Source organism: Nitrospirillum amazonense (assembly GCF_029594735.1).
Taxonomy (GTDB): domain Bacteria; phylum Pseudomonadota; class Alphaproteobacteria; order Azospirillales; family Azospirillaceae; genus Nitrospirillum; species Nitrospirillum amazonense.
The window spans coordinates 810634-826572 of sequence record NZ_JARPAF010000002.1 but is presented as its reverse complement, the minus strand read 5'-3'; the positions used below and the strand labels follow the sequence as shown (position 1 = coordinate 826572).

The window sequence follows — 15939 nt, the reverse complement described above, 5'->3', positions numbered from 1 at the left end:
CGGAAATAGAGTAGCATGGGGGTCGGATCGATTGATCAAGGAGGGCCGGGAATGGTCGTCCCCACCCCAGTTGCGGCCGTTGGCGCCGCCCCGTCGCAGGAATGGATATTCCTGAACCGCTTCGCTTACGGCCCCCGGCCCGGCGACGCCCAGGCCCTGAAGCAGCAGGGCATTTCCCACTGGCTGGATGAGCAGTTGCGCCTGGCCGCCGCCGGCACCGGCCCGGGGCCGGAATGCCAGCAGAAGCTGGACAGCGCGGTCATGCGCATCAAGTACGACGCCGGCGAAGGATGGGCCGCGCTGGATGAGATGCGCCCGCTGCGCACCCTGGACCAGCCGGTGGACGCGCTGTGGTCGCTGAACCAGCCGGATCGCAAGCTGCCTTATCAGGAACGGGTGCGTCCGCGTCTGGATTTGGCGGCGGCCACCGTCATCCGCGCCGTCTACGACCCGGCCCAGCTGCGTCAGGTCATGACGCTGTTCTGGCATGACCATTTCTCCGTCAACGCGGCCGATAGCTACACAGCCCCGGCGCTGCCCGCCTACGACGCGGCCCTCCGCGCCCACGCCCTGGGCAATTTCCGCGATCTGCTTGAGGCGGTGGCGACCAGCCCCGCCATGCTGATCTACCTGAACAACCGGTCCTCGCGCGGCGGGGCGGCCAACGAGAACTACGCCCGCGAGCTGTTCGAGCTGCATACCTTGGGGCGCGACGCCTACCTGAACACCCAGTATGACCGCTGGCGCGATGTGCCCGGCGCGCTGAAGGGCGCGCCGGAAGGCTATATCGACCAGGACGTCTATGAGGCCAGCCGCGCCTTCACCGGGTGGAGCATCCAGAGCGGCCAGGATCTGGGCGGCTACAAGGCGCCCAACGACGGTCGCTTCACCTACATCGAATCCTGGCACGACAATTACCAGAAGCGTGTGCTGGCAGCGGAATTCGACAGCTACCAGCCGCCGCAGAACGACGGGCACAAGGTGCTGGATCTGGTGGCCAACCATCCCGCCACCGCCCAGTTCATCTGCACTAAGATGGTGCGGTCCCTGCTGGGCGGGGAACCGTCGCCGGAGCTGGTCAGGGCCGCCGCCGCGACCTGGCTGGACAACCGCCAGCGCCCCGACCAGATCGCTCGGGTGGTGCGGCTGATCGCCCTGTCGCCCCAGGCCACGGCCAATTGGGGCGCCCGGCCCAAGCGGCCGCTGGAGCTGGTGGCCAGCTTCGCGCGCGCCACCGGCATCCCCGTCACCGCCAGCGAGCCGCTGGTGGGCACCATGGATAGCGCCGGGCAGAAGCTGTACGCCTGGCCCAGCCCCGACGGGCATCCCGTGGCGGACGATTATTGGCTGGGCGCGCAGAACATGCGGGCGCGCTGGAACCTGGCGCTGGGCCTGGCGGAGGGGTGGTGGATGCCACCCGGCCTGTCCGCCACGGCCCAGATGGGGCCGGCCGCCGCCCACAGCGGCCAGGCGGTGGCCTTCTGGTCCGACCGTTTGCTGGGCAGCCCCACGGCCATCGATGCCGCAGCACTGCTGGGCGGCCTGTCCCTGACCGCCGACGCGCCGCCCATGGTGGACAATAAAACCGGCGAATTCGCCAACCGCCGCCTGGCCGCCTATGTGGCCATGAGCCCCGCGTTCCAGCTGCGCTGAGCGGGAGGAGGAGACCATCATGGCGTTCAATCGACGCGAGATATTGAAGACCCTGGCCGCCGCCGGCGCCCTCACCACCGTGCCCGGCCTGGGGCAGTTGGCCTTCGCCGCGCCCGGTGGCCCAACCAACGGCGCGCAAGGCGCGAACGGCAAAATCCTGGTCGTGCTGTTCTTCCGCGGCGGCATGGACGTGCTGAATTTCATCGGCCCGGCCAATGACGCGGTCTACATCGACGCGCGGCCGGCCGACCTGCGGCTGCTGGACAGCGGCGACAAGGCCGGCATCGCGATGGACAGCGACCTGGCGCAGGGTGTGGATTTCCGTCTGCATCCCGAAGCCGCCGCTCTGCATGAAATCTACCGCCAGGGCGACCTGGCCATCGTCCACGCCACCGGCCTGTCCAACGCCACCCGCAGCCATTTCGAGGCGCAGGAACTGATGGAGCGCGGCCTGGCGGAGGAGCCCAAGGGCAACGGCGTCCTGGGCACGGAGGGTGGCTGGGTCGCCCGCCTGCTGCGCCAGATGGGAAGCAATGGCGAGCTGGTGGCGGTCAGCACCGCCGGCGGCGTGCCCAAGCTGCTGCAAGGCTATCCCGAAGCCCTGTCCATTCCCGACCTGCGCGGCGGCTTCGGCCTGCCCGGGGGGCCAAGCACCCAGGCGGTGCTGGAGCGGTTATACCCGGCCGGCGGCCAAGCGGCGTCCTTCAATCCCAATGTCGCGCGCGGTGGCCGGGTGGCGCTGGACGCCGCCCTGCGCCTGAACGCCGCCCTGCCCAAGGGGCCGGATGGCAAGGTCCTGGCCTACCAGCCGGAGCATGGCGGCGCCTTCGACGGCGACGTCGGCCGCTCGCTGGAGACGGTGGCCCGCCTGATCCGCATGGACGCCGGCCTGAAGGTCGCCTGCGTCGATATGGGCGGCTGGGACACGCATGAGGGCCAGGCCGGCCGATTCAAGAGCCTGGTCCATCAGCTGTCGGGCTCGCTGAGCACCTTCTGGAATGACCTGTCGGCCTATCACGACCGCATCACCCTGGTGACGGTCAGCGAGTTCGGCCGCCGCCTGCGGGCCAACCGCAGCGGCGGCACCGACCACGGCCATGGTTCGCTGATGATGGTGCTGGGCGGGGGCGTGGCGGGCGGCCGCCTGCTGGGCCGCTGGCCGGGCTTGCAGCCGCAGGACTTGGACGAGCGCGTGGACCTGGCTGTCACCTCCGACTATCGCGACGTGCTGACCAGCGTGCTGAAGCATCGCATGGGCGTTGGCCAGGTGGACGCCGTTTTCCCCGGCTTCCACCCGGGCAGCGGCGATCCCGCCCTGTTCCGGGCGTAGTTCGGGCCTACAGCGGCGTGGGCACCTTCTCACGCCGCTGGTACCCTCCATTACCGCGCCAGCACGTGCGCGGCCCGCTTGGTGGTGGTGACGGCCTCGCCAACCTGGCCGATGGCTGCGGCGATGCCGCCGAGGTTGTTGGTGACCGTCTCCACCGCCACCGCCGTGCGCTGCATGTTGGAGGACATGTCACGGGTCACGGCACTCTGCTCCTCCACAGCGCTGGCGGTGGAGGTCACATATTCCCGCACCGTGCCGATGGATTGGCGGATGGTGCTCAAGGCACCCACGACTTCACCGGAAACGGCCTGCATCCCCTCGATCTCATCGGAGATCTGCTGGGTGGCATTGGCGGACTGGGTGGCCAAGTTCTTCACTTCCGTCGCCACCACGGCAAAGCCCTTGCCGGCGTCGCCAGCTCGCGCGGCCTCGATGGTTGCGTTCAGGGCCAGCAGGTTGATCTGTCCGGCGATACCGCGGATGACCTCAACCACCCCTTCCATGGAGCGCGCCACTTCAGCCAACCGCTGGGTGGAGGCATCGGCCTTATCGGCCAAGTTGGCGGCGCTCTCGGCCGCCGTCCGCGATTGCGCCATGCTCTGCGAAATCTCGCGGATGGACGCCGCCAGTTCCTCGGCGCTGGACGCCATCATCTGAACGGCGCCAGAGGTTTCGCCAGCGGCGGTCAGGGCGTCACCCGACTGCCGCGTGGTCTGGTCCATGGCGTGGTCAATCTCCCCGAAGTTCTTGTCGATCAAGACCTTCAGGTCGGCCAGCATCTGCACCTGGCGGGTGACGTCGGTGGCGTACTTCACCACCTTGAACGGCCGGCCGTTCAGATCGAAGATGGGGTTGTACGACGCCTCGATCCAGACCTCGCGCCCACCCTTGCCCAGGCGGCGGAACTGGGCCGCCTTGTATTCACCCCGGCGCAGCGCATCCCAGAAAGCGCGGTAATCGGCGCTGTCGCGGTAGGCGGTGTCCACGAACATGGCGTGCGGCTTGCCCTGCACCTCGGCCAGCGTATAGCCCAGGGTGTTGAGGAAACCGTCGTTGGCGGTCAGCACGGTGCCGTCCATGGTGAACTCGATCACCGCCTGCGATTTGCGGATGGCGTCCATCTGGCCCCGCAGGTCGGCGTATTCCATCTTCTGCGCCGTGACGTCGGTCGCGTACTTCACCACCTTCAGCGGCCGGCCCTTGGTGTCGAGAATGGGGTTGTAGGAGGCCTCGATCCAGACCTCCTTGCCGCCCTTGCCGATGCGCTTGAACTGCGCCGCCTGGTATTCCCCGCGCCGCAGCGCCTCCCAGAAAGTCTTATAGGCGGCGCCGTTCCGCTCCGCCTCTTCCACGAACATGCTGTGGGATTTTCCCTGGATCTCCGCCAGGGTATAGCCCATGGCCTTCAGGAAGTTCCTGTTAGCGGTCAGCACAGTGCCATCCATGGCGAACTCGATCACCGCCTGGGACCGGTCCAGGGCCGTCAGGGTGGCCGCCATCACGCGGAACTGCTTAAGGAAACCCGCCAACATCATTTCAACACTCCAAAAAAAGATCCAAGATTCCAGATCGGCCGCAATGGCGGATTCGCAATATTCCGAAAAGGCGCGGTTGCCGGAGCCAATGCCTGGAATGCGTCGGGGATTGGATATTTCATGAAGTATGACAAAAACCTTGCCGGCTTATTAATGTTCGCACACCGTTAACATCACCAACGGGATATATACGCGAAAGGTTAGATGGGCACCCAAGCCTTGGGCGACGCGGCGGAGGGTAGGTTCAGGCACAGGACCAGCCGTGCCTGGCCGGTGCCGGCGATGGGGGGAGAGCGGTGAACGACGCCCTCGCCACATGTTTCGCCACTGCCCTTGAACAGCGCCACGGCATGGCGTGGCATCTCATACAACGGCCCCCGGTATCGCCGCTGCTCCGCCAGCGCGCGGGCGGCATCGATGGGTGCCACTATCTGGGTGCCCGGGCCCCGATAGGTGGTGATCAGGCGCAGCCGCACATGGTCGCGGTGGAATTTCCAACAGGCGTCGCCCTCCACCACCTCCAGCCGCAGGTCCACCCACTCCCCGCCCGCCACGTCCAGGAAGCGGCGGCTGAGATCCACGATGTCGGCGGCCAGCGCCAACGGCGCACCGGTCCCGTCCAGCAGTGGCGCCAGGGCGGTATCCACGTCACCGAGGCGTGCCAGGAAACGGCCTCGGGGCAAGCGGCCCGCCGGCAGGGCGTCCAGCCAAGGGGCCAGCGCGGCGCCGGGGAACCGGTCCCGCCGCCACAGCGCCAATCCCACCGCCGGATCCGAGACACGGCCCAGCACGGCGGGGCTGGCATCTTCGACAATGCCGGCACCGGTCATTGCCGCGTCTGCCCGGCCACCAGGTCGTCCCCCGCCACATCGCCGCTGACATGGGCCGCCAGGGTGGCCAGCACATCGGCCACCCCTTCCGCCCCATAGACGGCGATCAGCCGGGGCAGCAGTTCCACCAGGCCGGCGGCCAAGGCGCTGTGCGCCGGGATGCCCGCCGCCTCGCATCGCGATAGCGCGCCCTGGAAGGTAAGTAGGGCTTCGGCGAAGCGGGGCGGCACCACGCCGGGGGGCAGTCCAAGGGCGGCGGTGAGGGTGGACATCGGGCTCGGGCTCCGGCATTGGAAGGGATATTTAGAAATGTAACGTTATAACATTACATTTCAAAGGAAGAATGCCGTCGCCCCTTGGCCGTCACCAGCAGGGCCAGGGCCACCAGGCCGCCCGCCACCAGGAAGGTGACGCGCATGCCGGCGGCGGCTGCGTCCGCCGGGGCGGTGGTGATGTCGGGCACGCCGGAGGCCACGGCGAACACCGCCCCCAGGGCCGAGGCGCCGGTGATCAGGCCCAGGTTGCGGGCCAGGTTCAGGATGCCGGAGACGACACCCCGCCGGTCGGGTGGAACACCCGACATGACCGCGGTGTTGTTGGCCGCCTGGAACAGGGCATATCCGGCGGTCAGCACGGCGATGGACCCGACATAAGCGGCAACACCACAGGTGGGCCCCTGCGGACCCAGCCCCGCCAACGCCATCAGCACCGCCCCCGCCACCATGGCGGCCAGGCCGGCGACACTCACACGCGCCGCGCCGAAGCGGTCGACCAGCCGGCCCGCCGGCACGCCGGCCAGGGCGGACATCAGGGGACCGGCCGACATCACCAGCCCTACCCCGGCGGGGCTCAGGCCCACGGCGCGGGCCAGGTAGAACGGCCCCACCACGAAGGTGGTCGCCATCACCGTCGCCACGGCGCCACTGCCCATCAGGCCCGGCCCCACCACCGGGTCGCGCAACAGGCCCAGGCGCACCAGGGGTGACGGCACCAGCTCCTCCACCAGTGCGAACAGCCCGGCGCCCAGGACCGCCGCCGCCAGCAGCGCCAGGTTCAGCATGCCCCAGTGCCCCCGTCCCAACGTCATGGCCAGGGCGTACAACGCCAGGGTGCCGCCCAGCAACACCGTGCCGGCGGCATCGAAGCGGGGCCTGTCGGAGGGTGCCGACGGCCCGTCCGCCAACCCCCTATCCGCCAGCCCCCTATCCGCTGGCCCCCTATCCGTCGGCAGCGTCCGACAGGCCAGCAGCAGGGCCAGACCACCCAGCGGCAGGTTGACCAGGAAGATGGCCCGCCAGCCCCAGGCGGCGATGAGCGCGCCGCCCAGTGACGGGCCCAGCGCGGTGCCTACGGCCGACATGGTGCCCATCAAGCCCATGGCACGGCCGATGCGATCCTTGGGCACCGTTCCGCCGACGAAGGCCAGGGCCAGCGCCGTCATGGCCGATGCGCCCAGCCCCTGCGCCGCCCGGGCGGCGACCAGGACACCCAGGCCGGGCGCCAGCCCGCAGAGCGCCGAGGCGCCGGTGAACAGGGCCAGGCCGGTCAGCAACAGGCGGCGGCGACCCGCCAGATCCCCCAGCCGCCCGACGCTGACAATCAGGGTGGTCATGGCCAGCAGATAGGCCAGCACCACCCATTGCACCTGCTGGAAAGGCGCGCCCAGGCCCCGCGCCAGGGTGGGCAGGGCCACGTTGGCCACGCTGGTGCCCAGGGAAGACAACAGCACGCACAGCGACAGCGTGGCCAGAACCCACCGGGTCCCCACCGGTGCCGCCTCCGCCATCTTGATTGGTTGATCCACACTCATTGAGGCCATGTCACCCTCCGCTCATTGGTTCGGGCGGACGGTAGCCAGCATGGTGACATGGCGGAACGCGCATGGGTTGCAGCATATTCGTGCACGCCACGCGCTATGTCGCGCCGCGCCGCGTGTTAGGATGCGCCATGGCCACCCTGCCCGACCTGAACCTGCTGATCACCCTGGACGTGCTGCTGAGCGAGGGCAGCGTGGCCAAGGCCGCGCGCCGCCTGCGGCTCAGCCCCTCGGCCATGAGCCGGGCGCTGGCCCGCCTGCGGGAGGTGACCGGCGACCCGCTGCTGGTGCGGGCGGGCCGGGGCTTGGTGCCGACGCCCCATGCCCTGGACCTGCGCGAGCGGGTGGCGCCCCTGGTGCGGGAGGCGGAGGCCGTGCTGCGCCCGGCGGAGGGGCTGGACCTGGCGCGCCTCACCCGCACCTTCACCCTGCGCACCCGGGAAGGATTCGTGGAAAGCTTCGGCGTCGCGCTCGTCAACCGGGTGGCGCGGGAAGCGCCGGGCGTGCGCCTGCGCTTCGCCCCCAAGCCCGACAAGGGCAGCACGCCCCTGCGCGACGGCGCCGTGGACCTGGAAACCGGGGTGGTGGGCGACGGCATGGGGCCGGAGGTCCGCGCCCAGGCCCTGTTCCGCGACCGCTTCGTCGGCGTGGCGCGGGCCGGGCACCCCTTGGGCCTGGGTACCCTCACCCCCGCCCGCTTCGCCGCCGCCCGCCACATCGCCGTGGCCCGCCGCGACCATGACCCGGACCGGCGCCACGCCCCTGTGGACACGGCACTGGAAGCGGTGGGCTTGGCGCGCGACGTGGCCGTTATCGTCGGCGACTTCTCCGCGGCATTGACCCTGGCCCGTGCCACCGACCTGGTGGCCACGGTGCCGGAGCGGCATACCCTGACCCTACGCGAGGGGCTGTTCACCTTCGCCCTGCCGGTGGAGGTGCCGGAGATCACCGTGTCGCTGCTGTGGCACCCCCGCCTGGACGCCGACCCCGCCCACCGCTGGCTGCGCGGCTGCGTGCGCGAGGTCTGCGGGGAAAGTTAGACTTCCAGCCTGAACCCCACCTCCATCACCTGTTCCGGCGGCAGGTGGAAGTAATCCGACGCCCGCAGGCCCAGGCGCTGCATCAGGTGATAGGCGGTCCAGATGGGGCCGGACAGGGCGGGGTTCCGCTCGGCGCGGATCAGCCGCTCATGCGAGATGTAATAGGTCACCTCTTCCCGGCAGAAGGCCAGGCCCAGGCGGGCCAGGCCGCGCATCACCGTGGGCACGTCCGGCTTCTGCATGAAGCCGATGCGCACCGTCACCCGCCAGAATCCATTGCCCACCTGCTCCACCGACAGGCGCTCACCGGCCGGCACTCGGGGCCGCTTGGTTGGCACCAGGGTCAGCAGGATGACGTGTTCGTGCAGCACGCGGTTGTGGGTGACATGGTGCACCAGCATGGGCGACACCCGGTCGGCCGTGCGGGTCACGAACACCGCCGTGCCGGGCAGGCGGTGCACCACCGTCTCCTCCACCTGGCGCATGAAGTCGGCGAAGGTGGTGCCGCCCTCGCTCAGCTTGATCTGCACGATGGCGGTGCCCTTGCGCCAGGCGACCATGAGGAAGGCGATGAAGCCGCCGATGGCCAGCGGCAGCCAGCCGCCCTCCAGCAGCTTGGTGCTGTTGGCCACCAGAAAGGCCAGGTCCACGGCGGCGAAGAAGCCCATCATCAGGTTGGTGGGGATGGCCGGCCAGTTCCACAGCTCGCGCATCACCCGGCGCAGCAGGATGGTGGTGATCAGCATGGTGGCCGACACGGCGATGCCGTAGGCGGCGGCCAGCGCCTCGGAATGGCGGAAGCCCAGCACGATCATCAGGGTCGCGATCATCAGCAGCCAGTTGACCACGCCGACGTAGATCTGGCCGTAGGACTTGCGCGAGGTGGGGGAGATGGACATGCGCGGCAGCAGGCGCAGGGTGATGGCCTGCCGCGTCATGGAAAAGACGCCGGAGATCAGCGCCTGGCTGGCGATGACCGTGGCCATGGTCGCCAGGATGACCAGGGGCACCAGCGCCCAGTCCGGCGCCAGGCGGTAGAAGGGATTGTCCACCGCCTCGGGCTTTTCCAGCAGCAGGGCGCCCTGGCCCAGGTAATTCAGGATCAGGGCGGGGAAGACAACCACGAACCAGGCCCGGCGGATGGCGCCGGCGCCGAAGTGGCCCATGTCGGCGTACAGGGCCTCCGCCCCCGTCAGTGCCAGGAAGACGGCGCCGAACACGGCGAAGGCCACGCCCGGCGCATGCACCAGCAGATGTTCCGCCGACAGCGGGTTGAAGGCCATGAGGATGTCGGGCCGCTGCGCCACATGCCACAGGCCGACGGCGGCCAGCACGCCGAACCACAGCGCCATGATGGGGCCGAACAGGCGGCCGATGGCGCCGGTGCCGCGATACTGGATGGCGAACAGGGCCACCAGCACCACCACGGTCAGGGGCAGGACGAAGGCGGCCAGGTGGCTGTCGGCCACGACCAGTCCTTCCATGGCCGACAGGACGGAGATGGCGGGGGTGATGGCGCCGTCGCCGAACAGCAAGGCGGCGCCGCAGATGCCCAGGAACACCACCATGGGCACCATCTCCTTGGCGCTGGGCGGATGCACCAGGGACAGGAGCGAGAGGATGCCGCCCTCGCCATCGTTGTCGGCACGCAGCACCAGGGCCACGTACTTCACCGCCACGATCAGGATCAGCGCCCAGATGATCAGGCTGACCACCCCCAGCACGTCGCCCTCGCTGGGCAGGCGGCCGTGATGGGTGACGGCACCCAGCGCCGTCTGCATGGCGTAAAGGGGGGAGGTGCCGATGTCGCCGAAGACCACGCCCAGCGCGCCCAGCATCAGCATGCCCTGGCTGCCATGGACATGGCCGTGGCCGTGCTGTTCATGCAGGCCATCGGCCGCCGGGGCGGCCGCGCCCTCATCCTTCGCCATCGATTCCGCGTTGCTCATCCGTCCGGTCCCCGCCCCAATCCCCGCAAAGGGTCGCCTACCCTAGATAAGCCGCCCTGCCCGACCTTCTACCGTTGGGGCGGTCGGGGCGGCAATGCGGCGAATGGGGCTTCAAAAACCAAACGGCGGACCAGAAGGCCTTCCTGGCCTCAATGCGCTTTGCCTGGCCTCAATGGGCTTTGATCAGGGGGCAGGCCCCCTTGTCCTGGGCCTGGTAGGCTTCTTCCCCCGGAATGGTGCGCAGCAGCTTGTAATAATCCCAGGGCTTCTTGCTTTCCTCGGGCTTCTTCACCTCGAACAGGTACATGTCGTGCACCATGGTGCCGTCCTCGCGCACCGTGCCCTTGGCGAACATGTCATCCACCGGAAGCTCGCGCATCTTGGCCGCCACCGCCTTGGCGTCGGTGGTGCCCGCCGCCTTGACCGCCTTCAGGTAATGCAGGACCGAGGAATAGGTTCCGGCCTGGATCATGTTGGGCATGCGCTTCACCTTCTGAAAATAGCGCTCCGCCCACTGCCGGCTGGCGTCATCCCGATCCCAGTAGAAGGCTTCGGTCAGCACCAGGCCCTGCGCCGTCTTCAGGCCCAGGGCATGCACGTCGCTGAGGGTGAACAGCAGGCCGGCCAGCCGCTGCCCGCCCTTGGTGATGCCGAATTCCGCCGCCTGCTTGATGGCGTTCGTAGTGTCGGTGCCGGCGTTGGCCAGGCCGATGACCTGGGCCTTGGACGCCTGCGCCTGCAACAGGAAGGAAGAGAAGTCGCTGTTCTGGAAGGGTGCGTTGACCGCCCCCACCACCGTGCCGCCCTTCGCGGTCACGAAGTCGGTGGTGTCCTTTTCCAGCTGGTGCCCGAAGGCGTAGTCGGCGGTGATGAAGAACCAGGACTTGCCCCCCGATTCCACCAGCGCCCCGCCCGTGCCGCGCGCCAGGGCATAGGTGTCGTAGGCCCAATGGAAGCCGGTGGGCGAGCAGGCCTCATTGGTGAGCTTGGAGGTCGCCGCCCCCACCACAATGTCGATCTTGCCCTTGGCCTTGGCCAGGTCCTGCACCGCCAGGGCGACGGAAGAGGTGGTGAGCTCGCCGATCATGTCGACGGCATCGGCATCGAACCACTGGCGGGCGATGGCGACGCCGGTGTCCGGCTTGTTCTGATGGTCGGCGCTGAGCAGCACGATCTTGCGCCCCAGCACGCTGCCGCCGAAATCGTCGATGGCCATTTGCGCCGCCACGACCGAACCGCGCCCGCCGAAATCGGCATAGGTGCCGGACTGGTCGTTCAGGATGCCGATGCGCACCGGTTTTGTCGTGTCCGCCTCGGCGGCCGCCCGCGCCGCGCCCAGCGGCATCAGGCTCAACGCCGCCCCGAGCATCGCGCCGAGGATCACGGGGCCGCGCCGTGTCAGAGTTCCGCTCATCCGCTTCCTCCCGATATCGTTATGGTCGACGCCCGACCCTGCCGATCCCGGCGCCGCTGCCCACCACTATGCCGCATCCCGGACGATCCGGGAATGCAACACCTTGAAATATCTTGTTGCCCTGGGCCTAATGACCGCGGGAGACCAAAGACCCGGCGGACACTGCCGGCCAGGATGCGCGACAGGGCAGGCCCGATGACCGACCCCGCAATGACGGACCCCCCAGTGGTGGATCCGATACCGGACGTGGTCCTGGAGACACGGGGACTGACCAAGTCCTTCCAGGGTTTCACCGCCGTGCGCGACCTGGACTTCACCGTGCGCCGGGGGACCATCCATGCCCTGATCGGCCCCAACGGCGCCGGCAAGACCACCGTGTTCAACCTGCTGACCAAGTTCCTGGCGCCGACATCCGGCCACATTCTGCATGACGGCGTGGACATCACCGGCGCCAGCCCGGCCGCCATCGCCCGGCGGGGCATAGGCCGGTCCTTCCAGATATCCGCCACCTTCCCCCACCTGTCGGCGCTGGAGAATGTGCGCGTGGCGCTGCAGCGGCGCACACCCGGCCGTTTCCACTTCTGGCGGCCGGAATCCACACTGGCCGCGCTGAACGACCAGGCGTTGGCCCTGCTGGCCGAGGTCGGGCTGGAGGCGCGCGCCCAGGAAGCGGCCGGCACCCTGCCCTATGGCGCCAAGAAGGCGCTGGAGATCGCCACCACCCTGGCGCTGGATCCCGACGTGCTGCTGCTGGACGAACCGCTGGCCGGCATGGGACGGGAGGACGTGGCCCGCACCGCCGCCCTGATCCGCCGCGCGGCGCAGCGGGAAAAGGGCCGGCGGACGGTGGTGATGGTGGAGCACAACCTGGGCGTGGTCGCCGACCTGTCGGACCGCATCACCGTGCTGCAGCGGGGGGAAATCCTGGCCGAGGGCAGCTACGCCGACATCGCCGCCGACCGCGCGGTGCGCGAGGCCTACATGGGGACCGGGCATGCCTGAGACGGTGCTGTCGGTCAGCGGCCTGGACGGCCATTACGGCGACAGCCATGTGCTGCACGGCGTGGCGTTCAACGTCCAGGCGGGGGAGGTCGTGACCCTGGTTGGCCGCAATGGCGCGGGCAAGACCAGCACCCTGCGCGCCATCATGGGCCTGCTGCCCCGCCGCGGCGGTTCCATTCTGCTGGGCGACCGGCAGTTGATCGGCCTGCCCCCGCACCGCATCGCCCGGGCCGGCATTGGTTATGTCCCGGACGACCGGGGCATCTTCGCCAGCCTGTCGGTGGCGGAGAACCTGGCCCTGCCGCCCCGGGGACGCGAGGGGGGCTTGTGCGACGATGAGATCCAAGCCCTGTTCCCGCCCTTGAGGGAGCGGCGCGCCAGCCCCGGCACCAAACTGTCGGGCGGGGAGCAGCAGATGCTGGCCATCGCCCGCGCCCTTCGCACCGGGGCCCGCCTGCTGCTGCTGGACGAACCGACGGAGGGCCTGGCCCCCGTCATTGTGCAGCAGATCGGCGCGATCCTTCGCGATCTGAAGAGCCGGGGATACACAGTGCTGCTGGTGGAGCAGAACGTGCATTTCGCGGCATCCGTGGCCGACCGCCACATCGTCATGGAAAACGGCCGGGTGGTGGACAGTCTTGACAACGCCGAGCTGGCCGCCGACCCCGGCCGGCTGGACCGCTTCCTGGGGGTGTGAGATGTCCGTTCAGGTTCTGTCGGGACAGCTGCTGCTGGGCCTCATCAACGGCGCCTTCTACGCCCTGCTGAGCCTGGGCCTGGCCGTCATCTTCGGCGTGCTGGGCATCATCAATTTCGCCCATGGCGCCTTCTACATGGTGGGCGCCTTCGCCGCCTGGGGCTTGGCGACCTACCTGGACGTCGGCTACTGGCCGGCCCTGGTGCTGGTGCCCCTGGCGATGGGGCTGCTGGGCATGGGGGTGGAGCGGCTGATGCTGAAGCGCCTGGCCGGCCTGGATCCGCTGTACGGCCTGCTGGCCACCTTCGGCCTGGCTCTGGTGCTGGAAGGCACCTTCCGGCAGGTCTACGGGTCCTCCGGTCAGCCTTATCCCGTGCCGGAGGCGCTGCAGGGGGGCGTCAACCTGGGCTTCATGTTCCTGCCGCTCTATCGCGGCTGGGTGGTCGCGGCCTCCATCGTCGTCTGCCTGGCCACCTGGCTGGCCATTGAGCGCACCGCCCTGGGCGCCCGCCTGCGCGCGGCCACGGAACGGCCGGACGTCGCCCAGGCCCTGGGCCTGAACGTACCGCTGCTGGTCACCGTCACCTTCGGCGTGGCGGTGGCGCTGGCAGCCTTCGCCGGGGTCATGGCCGCCCCCGTCTATCAGGCCAACCCCCTGATGGGCAGCAATCTGATCATCGTCGTCTTCGCCGTGGTGGTCATCGGCGGCATGGGGTCCCTGTCTGGGGCCATCCTCAGCGGCTATGGCCTGGGCCTGGCCGAGGGCATGACCAAGGTGTTCTATCCCCCCGCCGCCAACATCGTGGTGTTCGTCATCATGGCACTGGTGCTGATGGTCCGCCCCGCCGGGCTGTTTGGGCGGGTAAACTGATGCGCCTCCCTCCCCTCGCCCTCCTGGCCCTGGCCGCCCTGGCCCTGCTGTTGGCCGCCCCTTGGGTGGTCTACCCCGCCTTCCTGATGAAGGCGCTGTGCTTCGCCCTATTCGCCGCCGCCTTCAACCTGCTGCTGGGCTACGCCGGCCTGCTGTCCTTCGGGCATGCCGCCTTCTTCGGCGGGGCGGCCTATGTCACCGCCCATGCCGCCAAGGTGTGGGCCTGGCCGCCGGAACTGGCCATCCTCGGTGGCACGCTGGCGGCCGCCCTGCTGGGCCTGGCCATGGGCGCGCTGGCCATCCGCCGCCAGGGCATCTATTTCGCCATGACCACGCTGGCGCTGGCGCAGATGCTGTTCTTCCTGTTCCTGCAAGCCCCCTTCACCGGCGGTGAGGACGGCATCCAGGGTGTCCCCCAGGGCCGCCTGTTGGGCCTGGTCGACCTTGGCCAGCCCACCAGCGCCTATTACGCCGTGCTGGCCATCGCGGCCCTGGGCCACCTGGCGCTTTATCGCATCATTCATTCGCCCTTCGGCCAGGTGCTGAAGGCGGTGCGCGACAACGAGGCCCGCGCCCGGTCGCTGGGCTATGAGGTCGACCGCTACAAGCTGACGGCCTTCGTGCTGTCGGCCACGCTGGCGGGCCTGGCCGGCGGCACCAAGGCCCTGGTCTTCCAGATCGCCACGCTGGCCGACGTACAGTGGCAGATGTCGGGCGAGGTGGTGCTGATGACCCTGCTGGGCGGCATCGGCACCGTGGCCGGCCCCGCCGTGGGCGCCTTCCTGTCCGTGGGCCTGGAAAGCGCTCTGGCCACCAGCGGCCTGCCCGTCGCCGCCGTGATCGGCGCCGTCTTCATCGCCTGCGTGCTGGTCTTCCGCCGGGGCCTGGTGGGGGAGATCGGGGCGCGGCTGAAGATCAGGATTTGACCCCCTCTCGCAGATGCACCCCGAAGCCGGTTGCGCCCTCACTGAGCCCCTCCCGCAGTTCCATGCTGGGGATCCGGTAGTCCCCACCGTTCTGCTGCCGATAGGGGATGGGAGCCGTCTGCTCCAAGGTGCGCAGGCGTTCCCGCAGACGCTCGGCCTCGCGCTCGAAGCCCGCCGCGTCCAGCCGATCCGCCTGGTACAGGACGAAGGGCGGCAGGACGGCGTAGCCGGGGTAGTAGAGGATGCCATGGTGGATGGGGAACAGCAGGTCGTCGATGGGGCCGTTGATCCCGCGCGGGCCGTAGTGCGGTGCCCAGCCGCCGGCGGTGGTGATGACCATGGCGCGCCTGCCCTGGAAGACGCCCTCGCCATAGCGGTCGCCCCAGCGACGGTCGCTGTGTTCGCCCACGCCATAGGCGAAACCGTAGGCGAACACGCGATCAACCCAGCCCTTCAGGATGGCCGGCATGGTGAACCACCAGAGGGGGAACTGCAGGATCAGCATGTCGGCCCAGCGCAGCTTTTCCTGCTCCGCCAGCACGTCGGCCGTCAACCGGCCGGCGGCATAACCATCACGCGACGCCAGCACCGGCACCAGGCGATCCTCAGGCTTAAGGTCGGGGAAGTCGGCGTGGTCGACCACGGCCTTCCACCCCATGGCGTGGAGGTCGGATACCTGGACCGTGTGGCCCTGGGCCTCGAGTTCGGCCACCGCGACGTCACGCAACGCGCCGTTCAGGGATCGGGGATCGGGATGGGCGAAGACGATGAGGACGTTCATTTGGGTCAGTGCTCCGGATTAGCGAACCGACGCCTCAGGTAGACCTGATCCCATCCATGCGCTACAGATAGGCAATGCATAAGATCTTGCCGAAT

14 protein-coding genes are annotated in these 15939 nt (G+C 69.0%); 7 read left to right on the top strand and 7 right to left on the bottom strand.

Annotation, left to right across the window (positions count from 1 at the left end; genetic code table 11):
• Window positions 1–51: 51 nt before the first annotated feature.
• Both P5F91_RS09985 and P5F91_RS09980 read left to right on the top strand, forming a co-directional pair.
• Window positions 52–1653, top strand: a complete 1602-nt coding sequence (locus P5F91_RS09985; protein ID WP_145613580.1) for a DUF1800 domain-containing protein — start codon at window positions 52–54, stop codon at window positions 1651–1653.
• A gap of 19 nt (window positions 1654–1672) precedes the next feature.
• Window positions 1673–2983 carry a DUF1501 domain-containing protein gene (locus P5F91_RS09980; RefSeq protein WP_277907127.1) on the top strand — a complete coding sequence of 437 codons (1311 nt, stop codon included), beginning with the start codon at window positions 1673–1675 and terminating at the stop codon, window positions 2981–2983.
• 50 nt (window positions 2984–3033) lie between these two features.
• Here P5F91_RS09980 and P5F91_RS09975 read toward each other — a convergent pair whose 3' ends face one another.
• The 4 genes from P5F91_RS09975 to P5F91_RS09960 form a co-directional block, all read right to left on the bottom strand.
• Complete coding sequence (locus P5F91_RS09975) at window positions 3034–4518, bottom strand: methyl-accepting chemotaxis protein (RefSeq protein ID WP_277907126.1); 1485 nt, start codon at window positions 4516–4518, stop codon at window positions 3034–3036.
• Between the two features lie 200 nt (window positions 4519–4718).
• A complete protein-coding gene (locus P5F91_RS09970; RefSeq protein WP_277907125.1) occupies window positions 4719–5348 on the bottom strand; it encodes a DUF1826 domain-containing protein in 630 nt (209 codons plus the stop codon).
• The gene (locus P5F91_RS09965; protein WP_277907124.1) at window positions 5345–5620 is read right to left on the bottom strand and encodes a hypothetical protein; all 276 of its coding nucleotides are present in this window, start codon (window positions 5618–5620) and stop codon (window positions 5345–5347) included. The genes P5F91_RS09970 and P5F91_RS09965 overlap by 4 nt, the downstream gene beginning before the upstream one ends.
• Before the next feature lie 53 nt (window positions 5621–5673).
• On the bottom strand, window positions 5674–7167 hold the full coding sequence (locus P5F91_RS09960) for an MFS transporter (protein ID WP_277907123.1): 1494 nt from the start codon (window positions 7165–7167) through the stop codon (window positions 5674–5676).
• A 128-nt stretch (window positions 7168–7295) separates the two neighbouring features.
• Here P5F91_RS09960 and P5F91_RS09955 point away from each other — a divergent pair, with 128 nt between their 5' ends.
• On the top strand, window positions 7296–8204 hold the full coding sequence (locus P5F91_RS09955) for a LysR family transcriptional regulator (protein ID WP_277907122.1): 909 nt from the start codon (window positions 7296–7298) through the stop codon (window positions 8202–8204).
• Here P5F91_RS09955 and P5F91_RS09950 read toward each other — a convergent pair.
• Both P5F91_RS09950 and P5F91_RS09945 read right to left on the bottom strand, forming a co-directional pair.
• On the bottom strand, window positions 8201–10153 hold the full coding sequence (locus P5F91_RS09950) for a potassium transporter Kup (protein ID WP_277907121.1): 1953 nt from the start codon (window positions 10151–10153) through the stop codon (window positions 8201–8203). The genes P5F91_RS09955 and P5F91_RS09950 overlap by 4 nt on opposite strands.
• Before the next feature lie 169 nt (window positions 10154–10322).
• Complete coding sequence (locus P5F91_RS09945) at window positions 10323–11567, bottom strand: ABC transporter substrate-binding protein (RefSeq protein WP_422394462.1); 1245 nt, start codon at window positions 11565–11567, stop codon at window positions 10323–10325.
• 195 nt (window positions 11568–11762) lie between these two features.
• Between P5F91_RS09945 and P5F91_RS09940 the strand changes: the two genes are divergently transcribed.
• From P5F91_RS09940 to P5F91_RS09925, 4 genes are read left to right on the top strand one after another with little or no spacing between them, the layout of a single operon-like run.
• Entirely contained in the window at window positions 11763–12569 is an 807-nt protein-coding gene (locus P5F91_RS09940; RefSeq protein WP_277907120.1) for an ABC transporter ATP-binding protein, read from the top strand.
• Window positions 12562–13266 (top strand): ABC transporter ATP-binding protein, encoded by a 705-nt coding sequence (locus P5F91_RS09935; RefSeq protein ID WP_277907119.1) that lies wholly within the window; start codon window positions 12562–12564, stop codon window positions 13264–13266. Before P5F91_RS09940 ends, P5F91_RS09935 begins: the two co-directional genes overlap by 8 nt.
• A gap of 1 nt (window position 13267) precedes the next feature.
• Window positions 13268–14137, top strand: coding sequence for a branched-chain amino acid ABC transporter permease (locus P5F91_RS09930; protein ID WP_277907118.1), 870 nt, complete (start codon window positions 13268–13270; stop codon window positions 14135–14137).
• Window positions 14137–15063, top strand: a complete 927-nt coding sequence (locus P5F91_RS09925; RefSeq protein WP_277907117.1) for a branched-chain amino acid ABC transporter permease — start codon at window positions 14137–14139, stop codon at window positions 15061–15063. The genes P5F91_RS09930 and P5F91_RS09925 overlap by 1 nt, the downstream gene beginning before the upstream one ends.
• Here P5F91_RS09925 and P5F91_RS09920 read toward each other — a convergent pair.
• A complete protein-coding gene (locus tag P5F91_RS09920) occupies window positions 15053–15844 on the bottom strand; it encodes an NAD(P)H-dependent oxidoreductase (protein ID WP_145613587.1) in 792 nt (263 codons plus the stop codon). The two genes, P5F91_RS09925 and P5F91_RS09920, sit on opposite strands and share 11 nt — an antisense overlap.
• Between the last annotated feature and the right edge of the window lie 95 nt (window positions 15845–15939).

Bases quoted from the DNA above. Each gene is read 5' to 3' on its own strand.
- P5F91_RS09960 (WP_277907123.1), bottom strand. From the start codon at position 7,167: ATGGCCTCAATGAGTGTGGATCAACCAATCAAGATGGCGGAGGCGGCA.
- P5F91_RS09975 (WP_277907126.1), bottom strand. From the start codon at position 4,518: ATGATGTTGGCGGGTTTCCTTAAGCAGTTCCGCGTGATGGCGGCCACC.
- P5F91_RS09935 (WP_277907119.1), top strand. From the start codon at position 12,562: ATGCCTGAGACGGTGCTGTCGGTCAGCGGCCTGGACGGCCATTACGGC.
- P5F91_RS09970 (WP_277907125.1), bottom strand. From the start codon at position 5,348: ATGACCGGTGCCGGCATTGTCGAAGATGCCAGCCCCGCCGTGCTGGGC.
- P5F91_RS09940 (WP_277907120.1), top strand. From the start codon at position 11,763: ATGACCGACCCCGCAATGACGGACCCCCCAGTGGTGGATCCGATACCG.
- P5F91_RS09930 (WP_277907118.1), top strand. From the start codon at position 13,268: ATGTCCGTTCAGGTTCTGTCGGGACAGCTGCTGCTGGGCCTCATCAAC.
- P5F91_RS09985 (WP_145613580.1), top strand. From the start codon at position 52: ATGGTCGTCCCCACCCCAGTTGCGGCCGTTGGCGCCGCCCCGTCGCAG.
- P5F91_RS09965 (WP_277907124.1), bottom strand. From the start codon at position 5,620: ATGTCCACCCTCACCGCCGCCCTTGGACTGCCCCCCGGCGTGGTGCCG.
- P5F91_RS09920 (WP_145613587.1), bottom strand. From the start codon at position 15,844: ATGAACGTCCTCATCGTCTTCGCCCATCCCGATCCCCGATCCCTGAAC.
- P5F91_RS09955 (WP_277907122.1), top strand. From the start codon at position 7,296: ATGGCCACCCTGCCCGACCTGAACCTGCTGATCACCCTGGACGTGCTG.
- P5F91_RS09925 (WP_277907117.1), top strand. From the start codon at position 14,137: ATGCGCCTCCCTCCCCTCGCCCTCCTGGCCCTGGCCGCCCTGGCCCTG.
- P5F91_RS09950 (WP_277907121.1), bottom strand. From the start codon at position 10,153: ATGAGCAACGCGGAATCGATGGCGAAGGATGAGGGCGCGGCCGCCCCG.
- P5F91_RS09945 (WP_422394462.1), bottom strand. From the start codon at position 11,567: ATGAGCGGAACTCTGACACGGCGCGGCCCCGTGATCCTCGGCGCGATG.
- P5F91_RS09980 (WP_277907127.1), top strand. From the start codon at position 1,673: ATGGCGTTCAATCGACGCGAGATATTGAAGACCCTGGCCGCCGCCGGC.